The sequence below is a fragment of the Prochlorococcus marinus str. MIT 9314 genome (assembly GCF_000760035.1).
GTDB classification, from domain to species: Bacteria; Cyanobacteriota; Cyanobacteriia; order PCC-6307; family Cyanobiaceae; genus Prochlorococcus_A; species Prochlorococcus_A marinus_B.
The window spans coordinates 1-18,921 of record NZ_JNAO01000010.1; the positions used below are offsets into that span (position 1 = coordinate 1).

The 18,921-nt window shown below is 32.8% G+C and carries 17 protein-coding genes and 1 pseudogene; 9 read left to right on the plus strand and 9 right to left on the minus strand.

Annotated features, from left to right (window positions below; all coding sequences use genetic code 11):
* Window positions 1-331 (minus strand): annotated as a pseudogene (locus EU98_RS0108950) (photosystem II q(b) protein); the annotation flags it as partial.
* Window positions 332-516: 185 nt separating this feature from the next.
* Between EU98_RS0108950 and EU98_RS10145 the strand changes: the two are divergent.
* Complete coding sequence (locus EU98_RS10145) at window positions 517-645, plus strand: hypothetical protein (protein WP_275040607.1); 129 nt, start codon at window positions 517-519, stop codon at window positions 643-645.
* 117 nt (window positions 646-762) lie between these two features.
* Here EU98_RS10145 and EU98_RS04305 read toward each other — a convergent pair whose 3' ends face one another.
* Window positions 763-1,668: an aspartoacylase gene (locus EU98_RS04305; protein ID WP_032515786.1), complete on the minus strand. Its 906-nt coding sequence runs from the start codon at window positions 1,666-1,668 to the stop codon at window positions 763-765.
* Between the two features lie 23 nt (window positions 1,669-1,691).
* On the opposite strand from EU98_RS04305, the gene EU98_RS04300 reads away from it, so the two are divergent.
* The gene (locus tag EU98_RS04300) at window positions 1,692-2,645 is read left to right on the plus strand and encodes a glutathione S-transferase (RefSeq protein WP_032515787.1); all 954 of its coding nucleotides are present in this window, start codon (window positions 1,692-1,694) and stop codon (window positions 2,643-2,645) included.
* A gap of 118 nt (window positions 2,646-2,763) precedes the next feature.
* Window positions 2,764-2,982 carry a CP12 domain-containing protein gene (locus EU98_RS04295; protein WP_011817713.1) on the plus strand — a complete coding sequence of 73 codons (219 nt, stop codon included), beginning with the start codon at window positions 2,764-2,766 and terminating at the stop codon, window positions 2,980-2,982.
* A gap of 70 nt (window positions 2,983-3,052) precedes the next feature.
* Here EU98_RS04295 and EU98_RS04290 read toward each other — a convergent pair whose 3' ends face one another.
* From EU98_RS04290 to hemB, 5 genes are all read right to left on the minus strand, one after another.
* Window positions 3,053-3,235, minus strand: a complete 183-nt coding sequence (locus tag EU98_RS04290) for a hypothetical protein (protein WP_011862263.1) — start codon at window positions 3,233-3,235, stop codon at window positions 3,053-3,055.
* A gap of 86 nt (window positions 3,236-3,321) precedes the next feature.
* Window positions 3,322-4,305: a GTPase ObgE gene (gene obgE, locus EU98_RS04285; RefSeq protein ID WP_032515788.1), complete on the minus strand. Its 984-nt coding sequence runs from the start codon at window positions 4,303-4,305 to the stop codon at window positions 3,322-3,324.
* A gap of 40 nt (window positions 4,306-4,345) precedes the next feature.
* A complete protein-coding gene (locus EU98_RS04280; RefSeq protein WP_032515789.1) occupies window positions 4,346-6,757 on the minus strand; it encodes an endonuclease MutS2 in 2,412 nt (803 codons plus the stop codon).
* A 13-nt stretch (window positions 6,758-6,770) separates the two neighbouring features.
* Window positions 6,771-7,157, minus strand: coding sequence for a VOC family protein (locus EU98_RS0108955; protein ID WP_032515790.1), 387 nt, complete (start codon window positions 7,155-7,157; stop codon window positions 6,771-6,773).
* A 62-nt stretch (window positions 7,158-7,219) separates the two neighbouring features.
* Window positions 7,220-8,221, minus strand: a complete 1,002-nt coding sequence (gene hemB / locus EU98_RS04275; RefSeq protein ID WP_032515791.1) for a porphobilinogen synthase — start codon at window positions 8,219-8,221, stop codon at window positions 7,220-7,222.
* Between the two features lie 223 nt (window positions 8,222-8,444).
* On the opposite strand from hemB, the gene EU98_RS04270 reads away from it, so the two are divergent.
* From EU98_RS04270 to EU98_RS04260, 3 genes are read left to right on the plus strand one after another with little or no spacing between them, the layout of a single operon-like run.
* Window positions 8,445-10,097, plus strand: coding sequence for a SulP family inorganic anion transporter (locus EU98_RS04270; protein WP_032515908.1), 1,653 nt, complete (start codon window positions 8,445-8,447; stop codon window positions 10,095-10,097).
* Window positions 10,098-10,103: 6 nt separating this feature from the next.
* Entirely contained in the window at window positions 10,104-11,102 is a 999-nt protein-coding gene (locus EU98_RS04265) for a sodium-dependent bicarbonate transport family permease (protein WP_025892544.1), read from the plus strand.
* A gap of 2 nt (window positions 11,103-11,104) precedes the next feature.
* Window positions 11,105-11,386, plus strand: coding sequence for a P-II family nitrogen regulator (locus EU98_RS04260; protein ID WP_002805886.1), 282 nt, complete (start codon window positions 11,105-11,107; stop codon window positions 11,384-11,386).
* Window positions 11,387-11,407: 21 nt separating this feature from the next.
* Here the strand turns inward: EU98_RS04260 and EU98_RS04255 are convergent, their stop codons facing one another.
* Complete coding sequence (locus EU98_RS04255) at window positions 11,408-12,364, minus strand: NAD(P)/FAD-dependent oxidoreductase (protein WP_025913212.1); 957 nt, start codon at window positions 12,362-12,364, stop codon at window positions 11,408-11,410.
* Window positions 12,365-12,616: 252 nt separating this feature from the next.
* On the opposite strand from EU98_RS04255, the gene EU98_RS04250 reads away from it, so the two are divergent.
* Both EU98_RS04250 and EU98_RS04245 read left to right on the plus strand, forming a co-directional pair.
* Window positions 12,617-12,934, plus strand: coding sequence for a hypothetical protein (locus EU98_RS04250; RefSeq protein WP_032515792.1), 318 nt, complete (start codon window positions 12,617-12,619; stop codon window positions 12,932-12,934).
* The gene (locus EU98_RS04245) at window positions 12,931-14,598 is read left to right on the plus strand and encodes an ABC1 kinase family protein (RefSeq protein ID WP_032515793.1); all 1,668 of its coding nucleotides are present in this window, start codon (window positions 12,931-12,933) and stop codon (window positions 14,596-14,598) included. The genes EU98_RS04250 and EU98_RS04245 overlap by 4 nt, the downstream gene beginning before the upstream one ends.
* A 5-nt stretch (window positions 14,599-14,603) precedes the next feature.
* Here the strand turns inward: EU98_RS04245 and eno are convergent, their stop codons facing one another.
* A complete protein-coding gene (eno, locus tag EU98_RS04240; protein WP_032515794.1) occupies window positions 14,604-15,896 on the minus strand; it encodes a phosphopyruvate hydratase in 1,293 nt (430 codons plus the stop codon).
* Between the two features lie 260 nt (window positions 15,897-16,156).
* Here eno and EU98_RS04235 point away from each other — a divergent pair, with 260 nt between their 5' ends.
* Complete coding sequence (locus EU98_RS04235; protein WP_032515795.1) at window positions 16,157-18,913, plus strand: ATP-dependent Clp protease ATP-binding subunit; 2,757 nt, start codon at window positions 16,157-16,159, stop codon at window positions 18,911-18,913.
* The last annotated feature ends 8 nt before the right edge of the window (window positions 18,914-18,921 follow it).

An 18,921-nucleotide genomic window follows, 5' to 3' on the forward strand; every position in this document is an offset into this window, starting at 1 on the left:
CACCGTTGTATAACCACTCATCTACAGTAGCTGCTTCCCAAATTGGGTAGAAGTGTAGACCAATAGCGTTAGATGAAGGAACAACTGCACCTGAGATGATGTTGTTTCCATATAGGAATGAACCAGCAACTGGCTCTCTAATTCCGTCGATGTCTACTGGTGGTGCTGCGATGAATGCAACGATGAAGCAAGCCGCTGCTGTAAGAAGGCATGGAATCATTAAGACGCCGAACCAACCAACATAAATTCTGTTGTTAGTTGATGTTACCCACTCACAAAACTGTGGCCAACCTTTTAACAGCGAAGAACGCTGCTGCTGAATAGTTGTCATGAGTTCGTAAAGTATGTCTCCAAATTGAGACGTGTAAATAAAAACGGAAGAATTCCGCTTTGAAGATTTTAGACCAAAATCGCTAAAAATGTGTATTTTTTTTTCTTTAGGTAAACTTATTTTTTGCAATATCAGAGAAAAGAACCTCCATGTCTTAATATTTTCTTTGTTATTGAGGATTTAACTTGGTAATAATCGAATGGCTTCTTAACGGAAAAAGATCGAAAGAGGTAGTTTCCTTAAGAGAGGCTAAGCATAGAAGACTGCAATTAGAGGCTTTTGGAGCTATTATTTATTGGAGCGAAAGAATTTAAGTTTTTAAGGATTAAGACTTAGCAAAAAAAATAGAAGCATTTAATATTAAATAAACTTATCTTTTAAATAAAAAATCCTTATTAGTTTTCAACAATTTATTGTCCTTGTTTCTTAATTTAAAGGCTTTCAAACTCATAAACCCATTGATTGTTAGAACTAATAACTTCTTTCTTCGTGTAGCTCATGGCAATGTTTTTTTCCTTATAGGCAACTTCGCCAATAAAAACAGGCCAAATCAATTCTTCTCCATTATATTTATGTATTATTCCTTGGCTATCAAGAAATAATGGATCTCCTTTTTTAATCAATTTCCAATCTTGGTTTATTCTTTCAGGATGTATTAGGCCATCAATATATCCTTTTTCATCTCTTGGATAATCTACACTCCCTTGATGAACATGAACAACCAATTCCTTTGGAAGTTCTATAAGGTTGTTTTTTAATTTATCTATCTCTTCTCTTAAAGATCTAATGATTATTAAGAATCTATCTATGATTTTTGGATCATAAAAATTTTGTGCGACAGCTCCTATTTCAATAACTAAACCACATGGCCAAGCTTCTACAAGAAAGCCTGTTTGGGCTTTGTCTTTTTCGTGCAAATAAATAGGCAACCCAAATTTGTTCTGAAGTAATGCAGCTAAACAAAAATCTTTGAATCTCCTCCCATACAAAACAATGCTTGTTCCCATATTTGCAGTAGTAGTATGCAAATCAATTGCAATTTGACAGGGCTTGGATCCATGGATTCCAAATTGATCGACTAAAAAATTAGCTCTATTAGTCTCATAAAAGCTATTCTTTCGTTGGTCAAAATTTTCACTTTCTTTAAAAGATCTATTTAAATCTACATCTACATATCTGTAACCTTTTTCATAGGCAACAGGATTACCTATGATGTACTCATACTCAATACCATAATTTAGCCTATTTTCCTCTCTATTAAATTGCTTAACCGCCCACACAGGATTAATTTCATTCCCATGGGTTCCTGAAACGATAAGTATTCTTTGAACAGTCATTTTTTCTTTAAAAATAAAATTTCATGCAAAATAAATACCTAATAAAGGCCTCCAGAAAATTCTGGTTTTGGTTTTGGAGCAAATTAATGAATGGATTCGCACCATCAGATTTACATGGTAATTATAAAAGGCCTAAAGGTATAACAATTGATAGTGAATACGATATTAATAATGAGAATGGACAAATTTATTTATTGGTAGGGAATTCTTGTCCATGGTGTCAAAGAACTTTACTAGTCCACGCAATAAAACATTTATCTAAAAAAGTTAAAGTTATTTTTTTAAAAGCAGATCTTGAGCATGGCGAATGGATTTTCAATAAAAAGTTTAAGGGATGCATGAGACTCTCAGACCTTTACAAAAAAGCTAATAAAAAGATTATTTTTAGAGCGACTTTACCTCTTTTAATTAGTTTTGTAAAAGATGAAGTAAATATTTTGTCTAATGAAAGTTCACAAATTATAAGATTACTCAATTCAATAAAAATTCAATCAGAAATTCATATATTAACTATTAAGGACTGTAATCAAAAATTTTTAGATTTAATTAATAACCGCATTAATGATGGAGTATATAAATGTGGTTTCGCCAGAAACCAGTTAGCTTACGAAAATGCAAGTCACAATCTTTTCGCAGCTATAAATGAAGTTGAAAATTTTCTACAAAAAAACAAAGGTGACTGGATATTTGGAGAAGAGTTAACCTACGCAGATATTTACCTTTTTCCAACGCTTATAAGATGGGAATTGATATATAGCAAACTTTTCAAATGTACTGAACAAGAACTATCAAATTTCAAGAAAATTATTGAATGGAGACTAAATTTTTTTAAATTATCTAATGTAAATAGGACATGTTTCGACAATGAGTGGAAAAAAGATTACTACAAAGCTTTATTCCCTTTAAACCCAAATCAACTAATCCCAGTTTTACCATCGCTAGAGAAAATAATGAGATTAGAGTCCGAAAAAATATAAAAATCAATTTCCAAAAAAAAATGATGTTGTAATGAACACTTATTTAGTTCATAGATAATGCAATTTCATTAGAAATTAACTATGTTATGTATGTCTACTAAAGTACGAAAAGCTTAAAATGAAATCCATTGACGAACACATCCAAAAAGATCAATCGGAAATCGAATCTGCAAAAGCAGAGGGCAATCTTCCAAAGGTCAGACATTTAACTGAAGAGCTAAAAGAACTCGAAGAGTATAAGGATCATCATCCAGAAGATAAACATGATCCTAATGCTTTGGAATTATTTTGCGATGCAAACCCAGATGAACCAGAATGTCTTGTTTATGATGATTAAGTTTATTTAATTATTAGATAATGCAAAAAAAAAGGGCTTAAAAAGCCCTTTTTTTAATTCTTGAATTCTTTTAGTAATCCATATTGAAATCTGATGGGCTACCTGTCAGAGAACATACCACCGACTCTTCATTTTTCATTTCCTTAACTTCTACAATCGGTCTTCCCATTTTCTTAAGAACCTCAATATCTTGTATTGTTTGACATCTAGCTATTATTTTTCCTTGTTTATCAAAACAACTGTAGAAATTCATATTAGGTTTAAAGAATTATCTTATTTATGGCTAATTTTCATTATTAAATCAAGTATATTTATTTACAAAAAAATTTTTAATTTAAGTTAGATCCTTTTCCACACTTCAGAAAGCAGTGAGGATAGACCTTTTTTTAAAGATGAAGAAATAACTAAAACTTTCTTTTTTGATAAATCTTCTAACTTTTTTGTAATTATTTTCAAATAATCATCATCTACCAGCTCCATTTTATTTAACACTATTATCCTCTCTTTATCTAAAAGACCTTTCCCATATTTTTTTAATTCCTGCTCAATAATCTCAAAATCATGTAAAGGATTTTCTGCAATTGCATCAATTAAGTGAACAAGTATCTTCGTTCTTTGGATGTGCCTTAAAAAATCATGGCCTAAACCTATGCCATCAGCTGCACCTGATATTAATCCAGGAATATCCGCAAAAAGGCAACCATTCCCATCAATTTTTCTTACTACACCTAAGTTAGGTATTAGAGTTGTGAAAGGATAATTTGCGATTTTTGGACGGGCAGATGATACAACGGAAATCAAAGTACTTTTTCCAGCATTTGGAAGGCCTATAATCCCAACCTCTGCAAGAAGTTTTAGTTCTAATTGAACCTCCCATATCTCACCATCTTTTCCTTCAGTGAATGATTCAGGGGCTCTATTTTGATTACTTAAATAGTAAGCATTACCATGTCCACCTCTTCCTCCAATGGCAATAGTTAAACTTTGTTTATCTTTAGTTAAGTCTCCTAAAATGATGCCGGATTTAATATCCCTTATTTCTGTACCGCAGGGGACTTTAAGGATTCTATCCTCACCTGAAGCACCTGATCTCTTATTCGGACCTCCTTTGCATCCATCTTCAGCAATTATTTCACGTTTGAATTTGAAATCTAATAATGTTTGAAGGTTATTATCAGCCATCAAAATAACTGAACCCCCTCTTCCACCATTCCCCCCCGAAGGTCCTCCAGCAGGAACGAATTTTTCTCTTCTAAATGAAACTATTCCATTTCCACCTTTTCCTGCTTTAAGAATAATGTTGGCTTGATCAATAAATTGCACTTAATACGCTTATTAAATTGTTTTCTAGGTATTTTAAATTTTATTTTATCCACGCAATACTGCAACCAGGGCCACCCTCGTTGTTGGCTGCATCTTCAATCTTATCAACATAATTTAAACCTGATAACCAATTTCTTAGTCCTTTTTTTAATTTTCCTGTGCCAATTCCATGAACAATCCATAGCGGTCCATGAAATTTTCTAATTTTCTCTTCAATAATTATTTCGGCTTCATGGACTCTTAACCCTCTTACGTCAATTGTATTTTTACTCGTTCTAATTTTAGAAAAAGAAAAATCTTCTCTTATAGACTTGATCTCAATTTTTGAACTTTTGAAATTAGGCTTTTCTCCATTAATACCTTCAAAGTCATTTACAGATAATGTGCTTCTAAATGAACCACATTTAATTTCATAAAAACCACCTTTTTTATCTAAATCTACAATTTGTCCCGTACTATTTAGACTTTTAATTTTTACAAAATCACCTACCTGAGGGTTCCACGATATTGACTTTTCAGATTTTTTTTGGGTTAAATGTTCCGTTTCAATTTCCTTTAATCTTTTTCCAATAATTCTCGTATCCTCTCCATTTACATTTTTATCTCTTAATTTTTTAATCAAATCTATCACCTCTTTTTTAGCGGATACAATATGTTTTGATAATTTAGACCTTTCAATTTCCTGGATTTTTTCAGCATTTATTTTTTGATATTCATAATTTCTCTTCAGTTCATCATGTAATATTTCAGTCCTTGCAATCAATTCTGCAGCAGCTTCTGCAGAATTTTGTTGTTTAATCTTCTCTTCCTCAAGTCCTTTGATAATACTGTTAATATTGTCAACTTCTTTTGGCTTTAGATAATTTGCAGCTTCATTGAGTATGCTTTCATCGAGACCAATTCTCTTTGAAATTGACAAAGCATTACTTCTCCCAGGAATACCCCAGTTGAGTATATATTTTGGCTTCAAAGAATCCTCATCAAAGGCAACTGATACGTTTTCAAATCTTGAGTCGTTATATTTTAAAGCCTTAATATCTCCATAATGTGTAGTTGCAAAAGTGATATCAGATTTATTTGCAAATTCTTTTAATAAAGCCATCGCAAGAGCACTTCCTTCAAGAGGATCTGTGCCAGATCCAATCTCATCTAGCAAAACAACCGACAATCCTTTCTTATAATTAAGTGAATCTAATATTTCTTTTATGCGGGATATGTGCCCACTGAAGGTAGATAAATTTTCTTCTAATGATTGATTATCTCCTATATCCACATATATATTTGGACAAAAAGGAATAATAGGATTATTAGTTGAAGGTATCAATAATCCTGCTCTAGCCATAAGTAAAGACAAGCCCAAACCTTTTAAAGCTGCTGTTTTACCTCCAGTATTTGGACCTGTAATAGCTACAACTTTAATATTCCTATTTATATAAAAATCGACAGCTACTGGTGGAGGGGCTCCTTTTTTCTTATGTTCCCAAATTAATAACGGATGAGAAAAACCAATTAAAGAAATAATAGGACTTTTCTCAAAAGTAGGAGTTTTGCCTCCAATCCATTTCGAATATCTTGAACGAGTTAGGGCATTTTCTAATCTCAATAAAATGGATGCCATTTCAATAAGATTTTCTGAATTATCACTAACAATTTGGGACCATTTCTTAAGTAATTTAAATTCTTCTGCTGTGATCCTAGCCTCTAAAGAAGCAATCTTATTACCTTTAGTTACTACACTTTCAGGCTCAAAATATACTGTATTTCCTGAAGATGAAGAGTCATGAATTATTCCTTTAAATTTATCTACATAATTAACTTTCACTGCTAAAACAGGCCTTCCATATCGATCTCCAATAGTAGTATCTTGCAAATAAGCTAAATTCTTTTGAATAAATTTTTCAACTAATATTTTTCTTTCAAGTTTCTTAGATAAAAATTCTTTTCTAAGAATAGATAGTTCATTACTAGCATTGTCTGAAATCCTTCCATTGGATTCAATGCCTTTTTTAAAAATCGTTTCGATATTCTGATGGTCAATTAAATTTTTTGTGAATGATGAAATATAAGGCCTTTGTTCAAAATCTAATAAGATTTTTTTTAAATTTCTAGCTGCAGCAATTGTTTTCGCTATTTCTAACAATTCAGAAGATGAAATTACACCTCCCTTCGAACAAATTTCAATATTTCTACTTATATCAAAAACACCAGAAAAACTAATTGATTTATCTAAATTTTTTTCTAGCTCATTAATTTCAACAGTTTCATTCAAAAATCTTTTAGATGCCTCGTATTCTGAAGGTATAACAAAACTTAAAATTGATCGTTTACCCATTTCCGTTGAGGCGAAGGAAGATAAATGCGTTTTTAATGAATCCCACTCTAAAAGGTTTATAGATTCTTCTTCTAAGGTGTTATCTGAATATGATTTTTTAGAATAACTTTTCTCTTGCATACAAAAAAAAGAATCAAGTATTCGATTGAATACCCTCAGGAGGAACATAAAGCATCTCAAGCCAGTTTCCTTCAGTATCCTTCATATAAAAAGATGCTGTTCCATCTCTATGCTCATGTAAAGGACCAACTTTTACACCAGAATTTTTTAAATCATTTTGAAAATTTTCCACTTCTTTTTTATTTTCAAAATGAAAAGCAAAGTGAGGTCCCGCAGCTTTGTAGCTAGGGCCTAACAAGGCAAGTCCATCTTTCCCTTTACCTGCCTCTAAATAAGACCAATCTTTATCATCCCAAACCAATTTCATACCCAGCTTAATATAAAAGGATTTCGCCCTTTCGAGATTCTCTACTCTAAGCGCAATGTGACCAATCCTATTTACTCCTTGTGAAAACTTCAAAACAAAGCAATTAATTTATTACTTATCTAAGAATAAACCAAATTTTTGTTAATAATGAGTTTTTAAGTATCCTGCAACCATTGAGATGCATCACAAGCATGATAAGTGAGTATTAATTTTGCTCCTGCTCTTTTAAAACTAAGCAATGTCTCTAAAACAATATCTTTTTCGTTAATCCAGTTCTTCATAGCAGCAGACTTTACCATGGAATACTCCCCACTAACGTTGTATGCAGCTATGGGCTTATTTGAAAATGTGCTTAGTCTATAAACAATATCCAAATATGAAATTCCTGGTTTTACCATCAAAATATCAGCTCCTTCATACTGATCCAATGCAGATTCAATTAAAGCCTCTTTTGAATTGGCAGGGTCCATTTGATATGTAGACTTATTGTCTGGAATTACTTTCTTACTATTTTCTCTAGGAGCCGAATCTAAAGCAGTTCTAAACGGACCATAATAAGCAGATGAATATTTAGCTGTATAACTAATAATACCTACATCACTAAATCCTTCACTATCAAGAGCAGTTCTAATTGCTCCAACTCTCCCATCCATCATGTCACTAGGACCAATAAAATCTGCTCCAGCTCTAGCTTGAGTTAAAGCTTGTTTTTTTAAAATTTCGATTGTTTCATCGTTCAATATTTTGCCAGTTTCATCAACTAATCCATCATGACCATCACAAGAGTATGGGTCCAAGGCAACATCTGTCATTATTGCCATTTCTGGAATCTCTTTTTTTAATATTCGAATAGCTTTAGGTATTAAACCATCTTCATTAAAACATTCTGCTCCATCTTCAGTCTTTAAGCTATCGTCAATTTTTGGGAAAAGAACCACACACCTTATTCCCAATTCCCATGCCCTAGTAACCTCCTTTATTAAGCCATTAATATCCCATCTATAAGTTCCAGGCATTGCTGAAATGTCCTCTTTAAAATCTTTTTCATGAATAAATAATGGATATATAAAGTCCGATGCCTTTAGATGGTTTTCTCTAACCATTTCTCTAATTGCCTCATTTCTTCTTAATCTTCTTGGACGAATAATCGAATTCATTTGAATATTATTTAAATTGAAAAATATTTATCTAATACATTAATCGCTTGCCTCGCACAAAAATTAATCAGAGACTACTTTTGTTCAGGAAAATTAACTAAAATTTATTTAATAAGTGCAAAAAAAGTTACAAAAATATTTTGCACAATCTTCATTTTTCACAAATTTTCATCATTTAGAGATAATATCTTTTAGTTAAGTATTTATTTTGAGGAAAGGATCTTTGAACATAATTAATGGATTTCATCTGAAAAATGTAAGAGGCGATATTCTAGGAGGCATCACAGCCGCAGTAGTGGCTTTACCTCTCGCTCTTGCTTTTGGAAATGCTGCGTTAGGACCTGGCGGAGCAATTTATGGACTTTATGGAGCAGTAGTAGTTGGTTTTTTAGCCGCATTATTCGGCGGAACACCTGCTCAAGTTAGTGGACCTACAGGTCCCATGAGTGTAACTGTTGCGGGTGTAGTAGCAGGCTTGGCCGCAGTAGGGGTTCCAAGAGATCTTTCTGCAGGACAAATTTTACCTTTAGTTATGGCAGCGGTAGTCATTGGAGGCTTACTGCAAATATTATTCGGGATTCTAAAACTAGGTAAATACATTACTTTAGTTCCATATTCTGTTGTTTCAGGATTTATGTCTGGTATTGGAGTAATAATCATTGCGCTTCAGATTGGACCATTACTTGGAATTAGCACTCGAGGTGGAGTAGTCGAATCTTTAACTACTGTATTTTCAAATTTCCAGCCCAATGGTGCTGCTATTGGAGTTGCAATAATGACACTAGGTATAGTATTTCTTACTCCTAGAAAAATAAGTCAGTGGGTACCTTCTCCTCTCTTGGCCCTCTTGATAGTTACTCCAATATCAATATTAATTTTTGGAGATGGAGCAATTGATAGAATTGGAGAAATTCCAAGGGGAGTTCCATCTTTAAATTTCCCAAGTTTTAATCAATATTTCCCAATTATTTTCAAAGCAGGATTAGTCCTAGCAGTACTTGGCGCAATTGACTCCTTACTGACATCTCTAGTAGCAGACAATATCTCTCAAACAAAACATAATTCTGATAGAGAACTTATTGGTCAAGGGATAGGAAATGCAGTTGCAGGTCTGTTTTCAGGTTTACCTGGAGCAGGAGCAACAATGAGAACAGTCATAAATGTTAAATCTGGAGGATCAACTCCTATCTCTGGTATGGTTCACTCAGTTGTATTGTTGATAGTTTTAGTTGGTGCGGGACCTTTAGCTGAGCAAATACCAACTGCGTTACTAGCAGGAATCCTTATAAAAGTAGGTTTAGATATTATTGATTGGGGATTTTTAAGGAGGGCTCACAAATTATCTTTAAAAACTTCAGTAGTAATGTATGGTGTACTTTTGATGACAGTTTTTTGGGATTTAATTTGGGCAGTTTTAGTAGGTGTATTCATAGCAAATATGCTCACTATCGATTCAATAACTGAAACTCAACTAGAAGGTATGGATGAGGATAATCCTTTATCAAAAGATGATCATGCAAAAAATGCATTACCTGCTGATGAAAAAGCACTACTAGATAGATGTTCAGGCGAAGTAATGCTATTTAGACTTAAAGGACCACTTAGTTTTGGAGCAGCTAAAGGTATATCTGAGAGAATGATGCTTGTAAGAAACTACAAAGTTTTGATATTAGATATCACTGATGTTCCAAGACTTGGAGTGACCGCGACTCTGGCAATAGAAGATATGATGCAAGAAGCAAAAAATAATTCCAGAAAAGCATTTGTTGCAGGTGCTAATGAAAAAGTAAAAGATAGATTAGCTAAGTTTGGAGTTGAAGGGATTATTGAAACAAGAAAAGAAGCTTTAGAAACTGCTCTAAATGAAATAGCCTAATAATTTATGGAAATAAGTCCAATTCTGCAAAATGTATTAGCCCCGCCAGTTCTTTTCTTTTTGATTGGAGCAATATCAGTACTCTTTAAATCTGATTTAGAGATACCAGCTCCATTACCTAAACTCTTCTCCTTATACCTACTCCTAGCTATTGGTTTTAAGGGAGGTATAGAGATACAGAAAAGTGGTTTTACAGATCAAGTATTGCCTACTTTAAGTGCTGCAATACTGATGTCACTAGTAATCCCGCTGATTGGATTTTTAATTTTAAGATTTAAGTTTGATGTCTTTAATTCAGCCGCGATAGCAGCAGCATACGGTTCAATTAGTGCTGTTACATTTATCTCTGCAGAAAGTTTTTTAGAAAGTCAAAAAATAGCTTTTGATGGGTTTATGGTTGGCGCTTTAGCTTTAATGGAATCTCCTGCAATAATTGTTGGATTATTACTTGTGAAATTTGCAGCTCCAAAAAATAGACCAAAATCAAGAAAAATGCATCTAAGCGCAATATTACACGAATCACTTTTGAATGGATCAGTTTATTTATTGCTCTCAAGCTTGATTGTAGGATTTCTCACTGCTTCCAGTAATCCCTCAGGAATTGAAAAAATGGAGCCTTTTACTGGACAATTATTCTATGGAGCAGAATGCTTCTTCTTGTTAGATATGGGAATAGTTGCTGCTCAAAGATTGCCGAGACTGAAAAATGCGGGTTCGTTCTTGATTGGATTTGCCATTTTTATGCCTTTATTTAACGCATTTATTGGTGTTTTCGTTGCAAGATTTTTATCTTTAGGACCTGGCAACGCACTTTTATTTGTGGTTTTATGTGCAAGCGCCTCTTATTTAGCAGTTCCTGCAGCAATGAGGATGACAGTTCCAGAAGCTAAATCTAGTTATTATATTTCAACTACACTAGGTCTAACTTTCCCATTCAATATAGTTCTCGGCATTCCCATATATATGAGTTTAGTAAATACTATTATCCCACTATCCCCTTTATAAAAATGAAAAGATTAGACTTGATATTTAGTGAAAGAGAACTAGATGCAATCATTAAAACATTAGAAAAAGCTAATGTTCCTGGATATACAGTTATGAAACACGCTACAGGCAGAGGACCTGAAAGAGTTGTTACTGAAGATATGGAATTTACAGGATTAGGAGCGAATGCTCATGTAATTGTTTTTTGCGAGCAAGAATTAATAGATAAAATGAGAGATAACATCAGGGATGATTTGAGCTATTACGGAGGAGTCGCTTATATTTCTGAAGCAACACCCCTTTAGATCAAAGAAGAAATATTTTATTTAAGAATGAATCCAATCCACTCTAATATTTTTTCTACTATTTAAATATCTATCAATTGACATTGCAGCAATACATCCGTCAGAAGCTGCAACTACGGCTTGCTTAAATGGTGTGTTTCTTATATCTCCAATAGCCCATACTCCATCAGAATTTGTAGACATAAAGTCATCCACAATAACTCCTCCGTCTTCTTTTAAAGCAATTTGATCCCCTAAAAAATCAGTAATCGGCTTCGAACCACTCATGTAGACAAACACTCCATCTAAATTTAAATTGATAGGATTTTCCTCTTGCTTATTTTTTACAACGACCCCATTAACACCCATATCATCTCCCAATATTTCTAATAATCTTGTTCTACTCCAATGTTTTATATTTGAATTATCCATCAATTCCATAGCTTCTTCGTTATCTGATTTAGGATCACTTGATGTAATCCAATGCACGGTTGATGCGAATTTAGTTAGAACAGTTGCCTCTTCAATTGCCTCCTTGTTTACTCCAACAACGGCAACCTCTCTATTTTTATAAAAAGCCCCATCACATGTAGCACAATAACTTACTCCTTTACCAAGAAAATCCGCTTCTCCCTTAAATGATGCAGGCCTACCCATGGCTCCACTTGCAAGTACAAGTGCTTTAGCTTTAAAAGTGCCCTCGGGCGTGTAAACCATTTTCCATTCTCCACTAGCGTCTATTCCAAACACTTGCGCTCTTCTATAATCTGTGCCATATTGCACAGCCTGTTCTCTCATTAAGGTAAGTAATTTTTCTCCACTTATATCAACAGGAACCCCTGGATAATTAGCTATTTGATGAGTTATTGCTAAGGCGCCAACAGATGGATTTTTATCTAAAATTACTGTCTTTAAATTTGAACGAGATGTATAAAGTGCGCAAGTACATCCGGCAGGTCCTCCTCCGATAATAACTACATCTGACTCAATGATTTCCAATTTTTAAAAACTCCTTTTGTAGTTAATTAGATGAGTTCTTGGTTAGAAGATATTTTTAAAGTAAATACCTGAACCTTTATATAGATATAAGTTAAAAGAAAAAAGAGAAAAAAGCTTAATATAGAAACAAACTTACATAGGAAAAACATAAAAAATTAATTTTCAAAATGATCAGTTACGTGAAATGTTCTGTATTGATCTATTATTAGATCATATCGAAAAATCAATTGCCGTTGAAACATTATATTTTTCATGACCAACTCTGATTACCTTTTAAAAGCTGCCATTAAGAAAGTAACCGAAAAATTAAACGAAATATTGGTTGAAAAAATTGAAGAAGCAACACATATTGCTCAGGATGCTCCTGAAATTCTCAAAAAAGAATTTGATAATTTAAAAGAATCCATAATCGAAGAAGCATCAAGACTAGAAAAAGCAGAGAATATTGAAGAAAATGAGTCTACAAATACTTATCAAGATTCCAAAATAAAAAAAGCTTTAAATGAAATTGAGGGTATCAATAAGCAAATTGATTTCTTTAATAAAAATATAAATAATCAAATTAAATGAGTTATCACGTTCTTCATTATCGTTTAAAAAAATTGAAGAGGTCCTTTCTTATTTGGATAACTCTGATTTCGCTTTTATTAAATTTATGGATAGATAATATTAGATTTACAATTTTCCAAACCAAGAACAATGAAAAAAGTAGGGTCCAAATTAAAAGAGCTAGGTGGTTTACTAATCAATTAATAGAGCTTGGATCAGCATTTATTAAAATTGGACAATTATTATCAGCGAGACCTGATTTAATTCCTAATACCTGGATACAGGAATTGTCTAAATTGCAGGATCAAGTACCTAATTTTTCATTTGCACAAGTTGAAAAGACTATAAGAAATGAACTAGGGTCTAAGTTTAATAAAATAGATCAAATAATATGTGATCCGGTTGGATCAGCATCACTAGCTCAGGTTCATAGGGCGACTTTAGAAGATGGTAAGAAAGTAGTTTTTAAAGTTCAAAGACCCAATTTAAAAGAATTGTTTATTATCGATTTGGGCATAATGCAGCAAATAGCAGGATTATTGCAGAAAAATAAGAATTGGAGTCGAGGTAGAAACTGGGTTGAGATTGCTAAAGAGTGTAGGAAAGTTCTGATGAAAGAACTTGATTTTAATAGCGAAGCGCAATATGCAGCAAGATTTAGGCAGCAATTTCTTGATGATGAAAATGTTGAAGTTCCCGAAGTAATTTGGGATATGAGTAGTGAAAAAGTGCTTTGTTTAAGTTATGTAGAAGGGACAAAAATAAGCGATTTAGAAAAATTAAAATCACAAGAAATTGATTTATCTAAAATTGCAGAGATAGGTGCAATCAGCTACTTAAAACAATTAGTAAATTACGGTTTTTTTCATGCAGATCCTCATCCAGGGAATCTAGCAGTTTCAAGTGAAGGTAAATTGATTTTTTATGATTTTGGAATGATGGGGAACATCTCAAATAATCTTCAAACAAGATTAGGGGGGATGGTAAAGGCTGCTGCTCTTAGAGACGCCTCATCACTTGTTAGTCAATTACAACAAGCTGGGCTAATTTCAAAAGATATTGATATAGGACCAGTCAGAAGATTAGTCAGATTGATGCTTAAAGAAGCCTTAACTCCGCCATTTAGTCCTAATATTATTGAAAAATTATCTGGAGATTTATACGAACTGGTTTATGAAACGCCATTTCAACTGCCAGTAGATTTAATCTTTGTGATGAGAGCTTTATCAACTTTTGAAGGAGTTGGTAGAATGCTTGATCCAGGGTTTAACCTTGTATCAGTTACCAAGCCGTATTTAATAGAACTTATGACTTCAAATAATCAAAGTCCCAACGATTTAATTAACCAATTTGGAAGGCAAGTAGGTGAACTAGGATCTAAAGCTGTTGGAATTCCCAAAAGAATAGATGAAAGTTTAGAAAGATTAGAACAGGGCGATTTACAATTGCAAATAAGAATGGGAGAGTCTGATAGGCAATTCAAAAAAATGTTTACTGCTCAAAAAACTTTAGGCCATTCAATTCTCATAGGAAGTTTATCAATTGCATCTGCTTTACTTGTAACCAATAAACAAAATAATTTTGCATTGTTGCCACTTTTTTTTGCACTACCAATAAGTATTGATTGGATAAAGTGCCAATTAAGTATGAGAAAAGGCTCACGTTTAGAAAAACTTAAGCGCTAAAAAAACTATATATTTTTGGGACCTAAACCTAGAGCTCCAGCGAATCTTGCTTGATTTCCTAATTCCTCCTCAATTTTTAAAAGCCTATTATATTTTGCAATCCTTTCACTTCTGCTCAAAGAGCCAGTCTTGATCTGACCCGATCTTGTGGCGACAGATAAATCTGCAATTGTTGTATCTTCAGTCTCACCACTTCTATGACTTATAACACTTGTGAAACCAGACATTTTAGCTAACTCAATAGCTTCCAAAGTTTCAGTTAATGTTCCAATTTGATTAACCTTTATTAGGATTGAATTGGCAGATTTTTCCAAAATCCCTTTCCGTAATCTTTCTGTATTAGTAACGAATAAATCATCACCTACAAGCTGAACTTTATTCCCTAATTCTTTGTTTAATTCTGACCAACCCTCCCAATCATCCTCAGCTAAACCGTCCTCTATTGAAACTATGGGATAATTAGAAACTAATTTTGAAAGATATGAAATCATTTCAGAACTATTTAAGCTTTTACCTTCATATTTATAAATACCATCACTATAAAATTCAGTACTAGCAGCATCTAAAGCTAAAGATACCTGCTCACCAGGCTTAAATCCGGCTTTTTGAATTGCTTCTAATAATAAGTCCCCTGCTTCTTCGCTTGATGACAAATTAGGGGCAAATCCACCCTCATCCCCTACAGCAGTAGATAGACCTTTTTGATCAAGCAATGATTTTAATGAGTGAAAAATTTCAGTACCCATTCTTAATGATTCACTGAAATTATTAACTCCATGTGGGACAAGCATAAATTCCTGAAAATCAAGACTATTTGGTGCATGAGCACCACCATTTATTACATTCATTAATGGGACTGGAAGGAGATTGGATAATGGATCTCCAAGATACCTATATAGTGGAAGGTCTAAAGCATTTGCTGATGCTCTGGCAGTTGCAAGACTTACCGCAAGGATTGAATTTGCTCCAAGGTTAGATTTATTATGAGTTCCATCAATTTCAATCATTAATTTATCTACTGCAGTTTGATCTAAAGCTGACAAACCACATAAAGCCGGGGATATTGTTTCATGAATTTTATTAACAGCATTTAAAACACCCTTCCCCATATATTTGGAACCACCATCCCTTAATTCATGTGCCTCATGAGCTCCAGTGCTAGCTCCGCTAGGAACAATTGCTCTACCACTTGCACCACATTCCAAAAATACTTCTGCCTCTACAGTTGGATTACCTCTTGAATCAAGGACTTGTCTTGCTTCAACTGTATCAATAAGAAAATCAATAGTTTCTTTCACAATTTAATTATTACTATTTAAATCCTATTAATAGCTGAACTATTTGGCTAACATCTGAAATATATATGTTAGACAATTAAAATTTTTATTTCATAACAGTTCAAATATTAGCTAACACTTTTATTAATTCCAAAGTCCCCGAAATCCCTCTCATAAAAATATTTTTGAAATTCATCTTACAATTTGAAAATTATTGGATGATTATTAATGCAGATCCTATTTAGAATATTAATTAATAATCAACAGTAGTTGTATAGTTTATGAGAGAAACCCTTACATCCAGTCCTGAACTATTTAGCGATATCAGTTGGAACCTCCTTTTATTAGGGGAAGAAACCGCAAAAAAATGGGATCATAGCGAATTTAATATTGAACACATAATTCATACATTGTTCTCATCAAGCGAATTCTTTGCTTTCATTGAAAAATTATCAATCGACCAAGATACAGTTTTAGACATAACAGAAGATTTTTTAGAAGAGACACCAACTAATGAGTCAGATATTTTTACTATCGGAGAAGATTTAGAAATTTTGTTAGATAATGCGAATCAGATTAAAACTCAATGGGGATCAAGATTAATAGAAATCCCTCATTTACTAATTGCTCTTGGAAGAGATTTAAGAATTGGAAATTATGTTTTTGAAGAAGGAAACCTTTCAATGGAAAAATTAGAGGAAGAGTTAAAGTTTTACCCAAATATTAATCAATCAAAAGATTCTTTTAATTATGGGAAGGTAATTGAAATAAATAATCAATCTAATTTTGAATCAGGCAAAGAAACTTTAGTTAAAGAAGAAAAATTGAAAAAAGCTATTGTTCCATTACCGAAAAGTGAACTTCAAATTGAAACCAAAAAACAAGTTGGAAAAGATGAAAATGCTCTTTCAATTTATGGAAAAGATTTAACAGAATCAGCTAAAAAAGGCTTATTGGATCCCGTTTTAGGAAGAGAAAATGAGATCAATAACTTAATGAGGGTACTCTGCAGAAGAAACAAAAATAACCCTATACTTATTGGAAATCCTGGAGTTGGTAAAACCTCAATTGCAAAATTACTTGCTCAATTAATTGTAGACAAAAAAGTTCCTGATACTTTAAAGGACTTAAAAATTATTTCACTTGACTTAGGCGCATTAGTTTCTGGGACCAAATTTAGAGGTCAACTAGAGGAAAGACTAAGCTTAATAATGCAGGAACTAAATAATCCAAACCAAGGAATGATTCTATTTATTGATGAAATTCACGCAATATTAAGTTCTGACAGATCTTCTACCGGCATCAGTAATATCTTAAAACCTTTACTAGCTGAAGGAGAACTTAGATGTATCGGTACAACAACACCTGAGAAATTTCGTGAAACTATTGAAAAAGATCAGGCATTAAATAGTTGCTTTCAAAAGATAGCTGTTAATGAACCTTCAGTAGAATTAAGCGCAAAAATATTACAAGGGATCAAAAAGAAATATGAATTACATCATGGCATAAAAATTTCTGAAGAGGCTGTAAACTATTCCGCAAAATTAGCCGATAGATACATCAGCGATAAATGTCTCCCTGATAGTGCAATAGATTTAATTGATGAAGCAGCTGCACAGTTGAAAATCGAGTCTAATAATATGCCTCAAATCATTCTTCAACAAGAAGACAAACTTAATACAATTGATGAAAAATTGAATAATTTGCAAGGAGAAAATATCGAAGCTCAAGAAAAACTATTGAATAATAGAAAGCAATCAGAGGCAAAATTAAACGTTCTTTTGGGAAATTGGAACAATTTATGTGAAGAAATGGAGGAACTTTCTATTTTAATGAAAGAAGAAGATAAGCTAACCAAAAAAATTAAAGATAAATCAAATCGCGAAATTGAAAATGATCTAGATTATTTAGAAAAGCTTGAAGAAGAGTTAAGTGAAATAGAGAATGACATACAAAAAGTTGAAGACAACTTTAATAAAATAAAGAAAAATAGAAATTTCCCTTTTAAATATCAAGTTGAACCTGATGATATTGCAGATGTCATATCAAAAATCACAGGAATTCCAATTTCTAAAGTAGTTTCAAATGAACGTAAGAAATTAGTCAATCTAGAAACAGAACTAAGTGAAAAAGTTATTGGACAAGAAAAAGCTATAGAAGCTGTTTCTGCTGCAATTAGAAGAGCTCGAGTTGGTATGAAAAGTCCTAAAAGACCTATTGGATCTTTTTTATTTATGGGTCCTACTGGTGTTGGCAAAACAGAATTAGCAAAATCTCTTGCAACAGCTTTATTTGATGAAGAAGACGCACTTTTAAGATTAGACATGAGTGAATATATGGAGAAAAATGCCGTAGCAAGACTTTTAGGAGCTCCCCCTGGTTATGTTGGTTATGAAGAGGGAGGTCAATTAACTGAAGCTGTAAGACGTAAACCCTATTCAGTAATACTTCTTGATGAGATAGAAAAAGCACATGCAGAAGTATTTAATATCCTTTTGCAAGTCTTAGATGAAGGAAGATTAACGGACTCTCAAGGGAGGACCGTAGATTTCAAAAATACGGTAATCATTATGACAAGTAACCTAGCTGGTAAATCTATATTGGAGTATTCACAAAAGATTTCTAAAAGTGAGGGAAAGTTAGAAAAAGATCAACAAACTCTAGATGATTCAATTAGTAATGCATTGTCTTCAATTTTTAGACCTGAATTTTTAAATAGAATTGACGAAGTTGTAAAGTTTGATCCATTATCTATTGATGAACTTCAAAAAATAATCATTCTACAAACAGAAGATTTAAAGAACCTGCTACTTGAGCAGAAAATAAATATCGCTATAGACAAAAAAGTTATCAACAAAATTGCAAACGATTCTTACGAACCTGAATATGGTGCTAGGCCACTTAGCAGGGAACTTAGAAGACAAATAGAAAATCCTTTGGCTGCAAAACTTTTAGAGGATAACTTCAAAAATAAAAAAAATATAACAATTAAACTTAACCCTACCAAAAAAGATGAGATCGTTTTCAAACCTAGCTGAGGTGTAAA

Excerpts from the sequence above, each read along its gene's own strand:
- EU98_RS04305 (WP_032515786.1), bottom strand. The coding sequence starts at position 1,668 with ATGACTGTTCAAAGAATACTTATCGTTTCAGGAACCCATGGGAATGAA.
- EU98_RS04300 (WP_032515787.1), top strand. The coding sequence starts at position 1,692 with ATGCAAAATAAATACCTAATAAAGGCCTCCAGAAAATTCTGGTTTTGG.
- EU98_RS04295 (WP_011817713.1), top strand. The coding sequence starts at position 2,764 with ATGAAATCCATTGACGAACACATCCAAAAAGATCAATCGGAAATCGAA.
- EU98_RS04290 (WP_011862263.1), bottom strand. The coding sequence starts at position 3,235 with ATGAATTTCTACAGTTGTTTTGATAAACAAGGAAAAATAATAGCTAGA.
- EU98_RS04280 (WP_032515789.1), bottom strand. The coding sequence starts at position 6,757 with ATGCAAGAGAAAAGTTATTCTAAAAAATCATATTCAGATAACACCTTA.
- hemB (WP_032515791.1), bottom strand. The coding sequence starts at position 8,221 with ATGAATTCGATTATTCGTCCAAGAAGATTAAGAAGAAATGAGGCAATT.
- EU98_RS04265 (WP_025892544.1), top strand. The coding sequence starts at position 10,104 with ATGGAAATAAGTCCAATTCTGCAAAATGTATTAGCCCCGCCAGTTCTT.
- EU98_RS04260 (WP_002805886.1), top strand. The coding sequence starts at position 11,105 with ATGAAAAGATTAGACTTGATATTTAGTGAAAGAGAACTAGATGCAATC.
- EU98_RS04250 (WP_032515792.1), top strand. The coding sequence starts at position 12,617 with ATGACCAACTCTGATTACCTTTTAAAAGCTGCCATTAAGAAAGTAACC.
- EU98_RS04245 (WP_032515793.1), top strand. The coding sequence starts at position 12,931 with ATGAGTTATCACGTTCTTCATTATCGTTTAAAAAAATTGAAGAGGTCC.
- EU98_RS04235 (WP_032515795.1), top strand. The coding sequence starts at position 16,157 with ATGAGAGAAACCCTTACATCCAGTCCTGAACTATTTAGCGATATCAGT.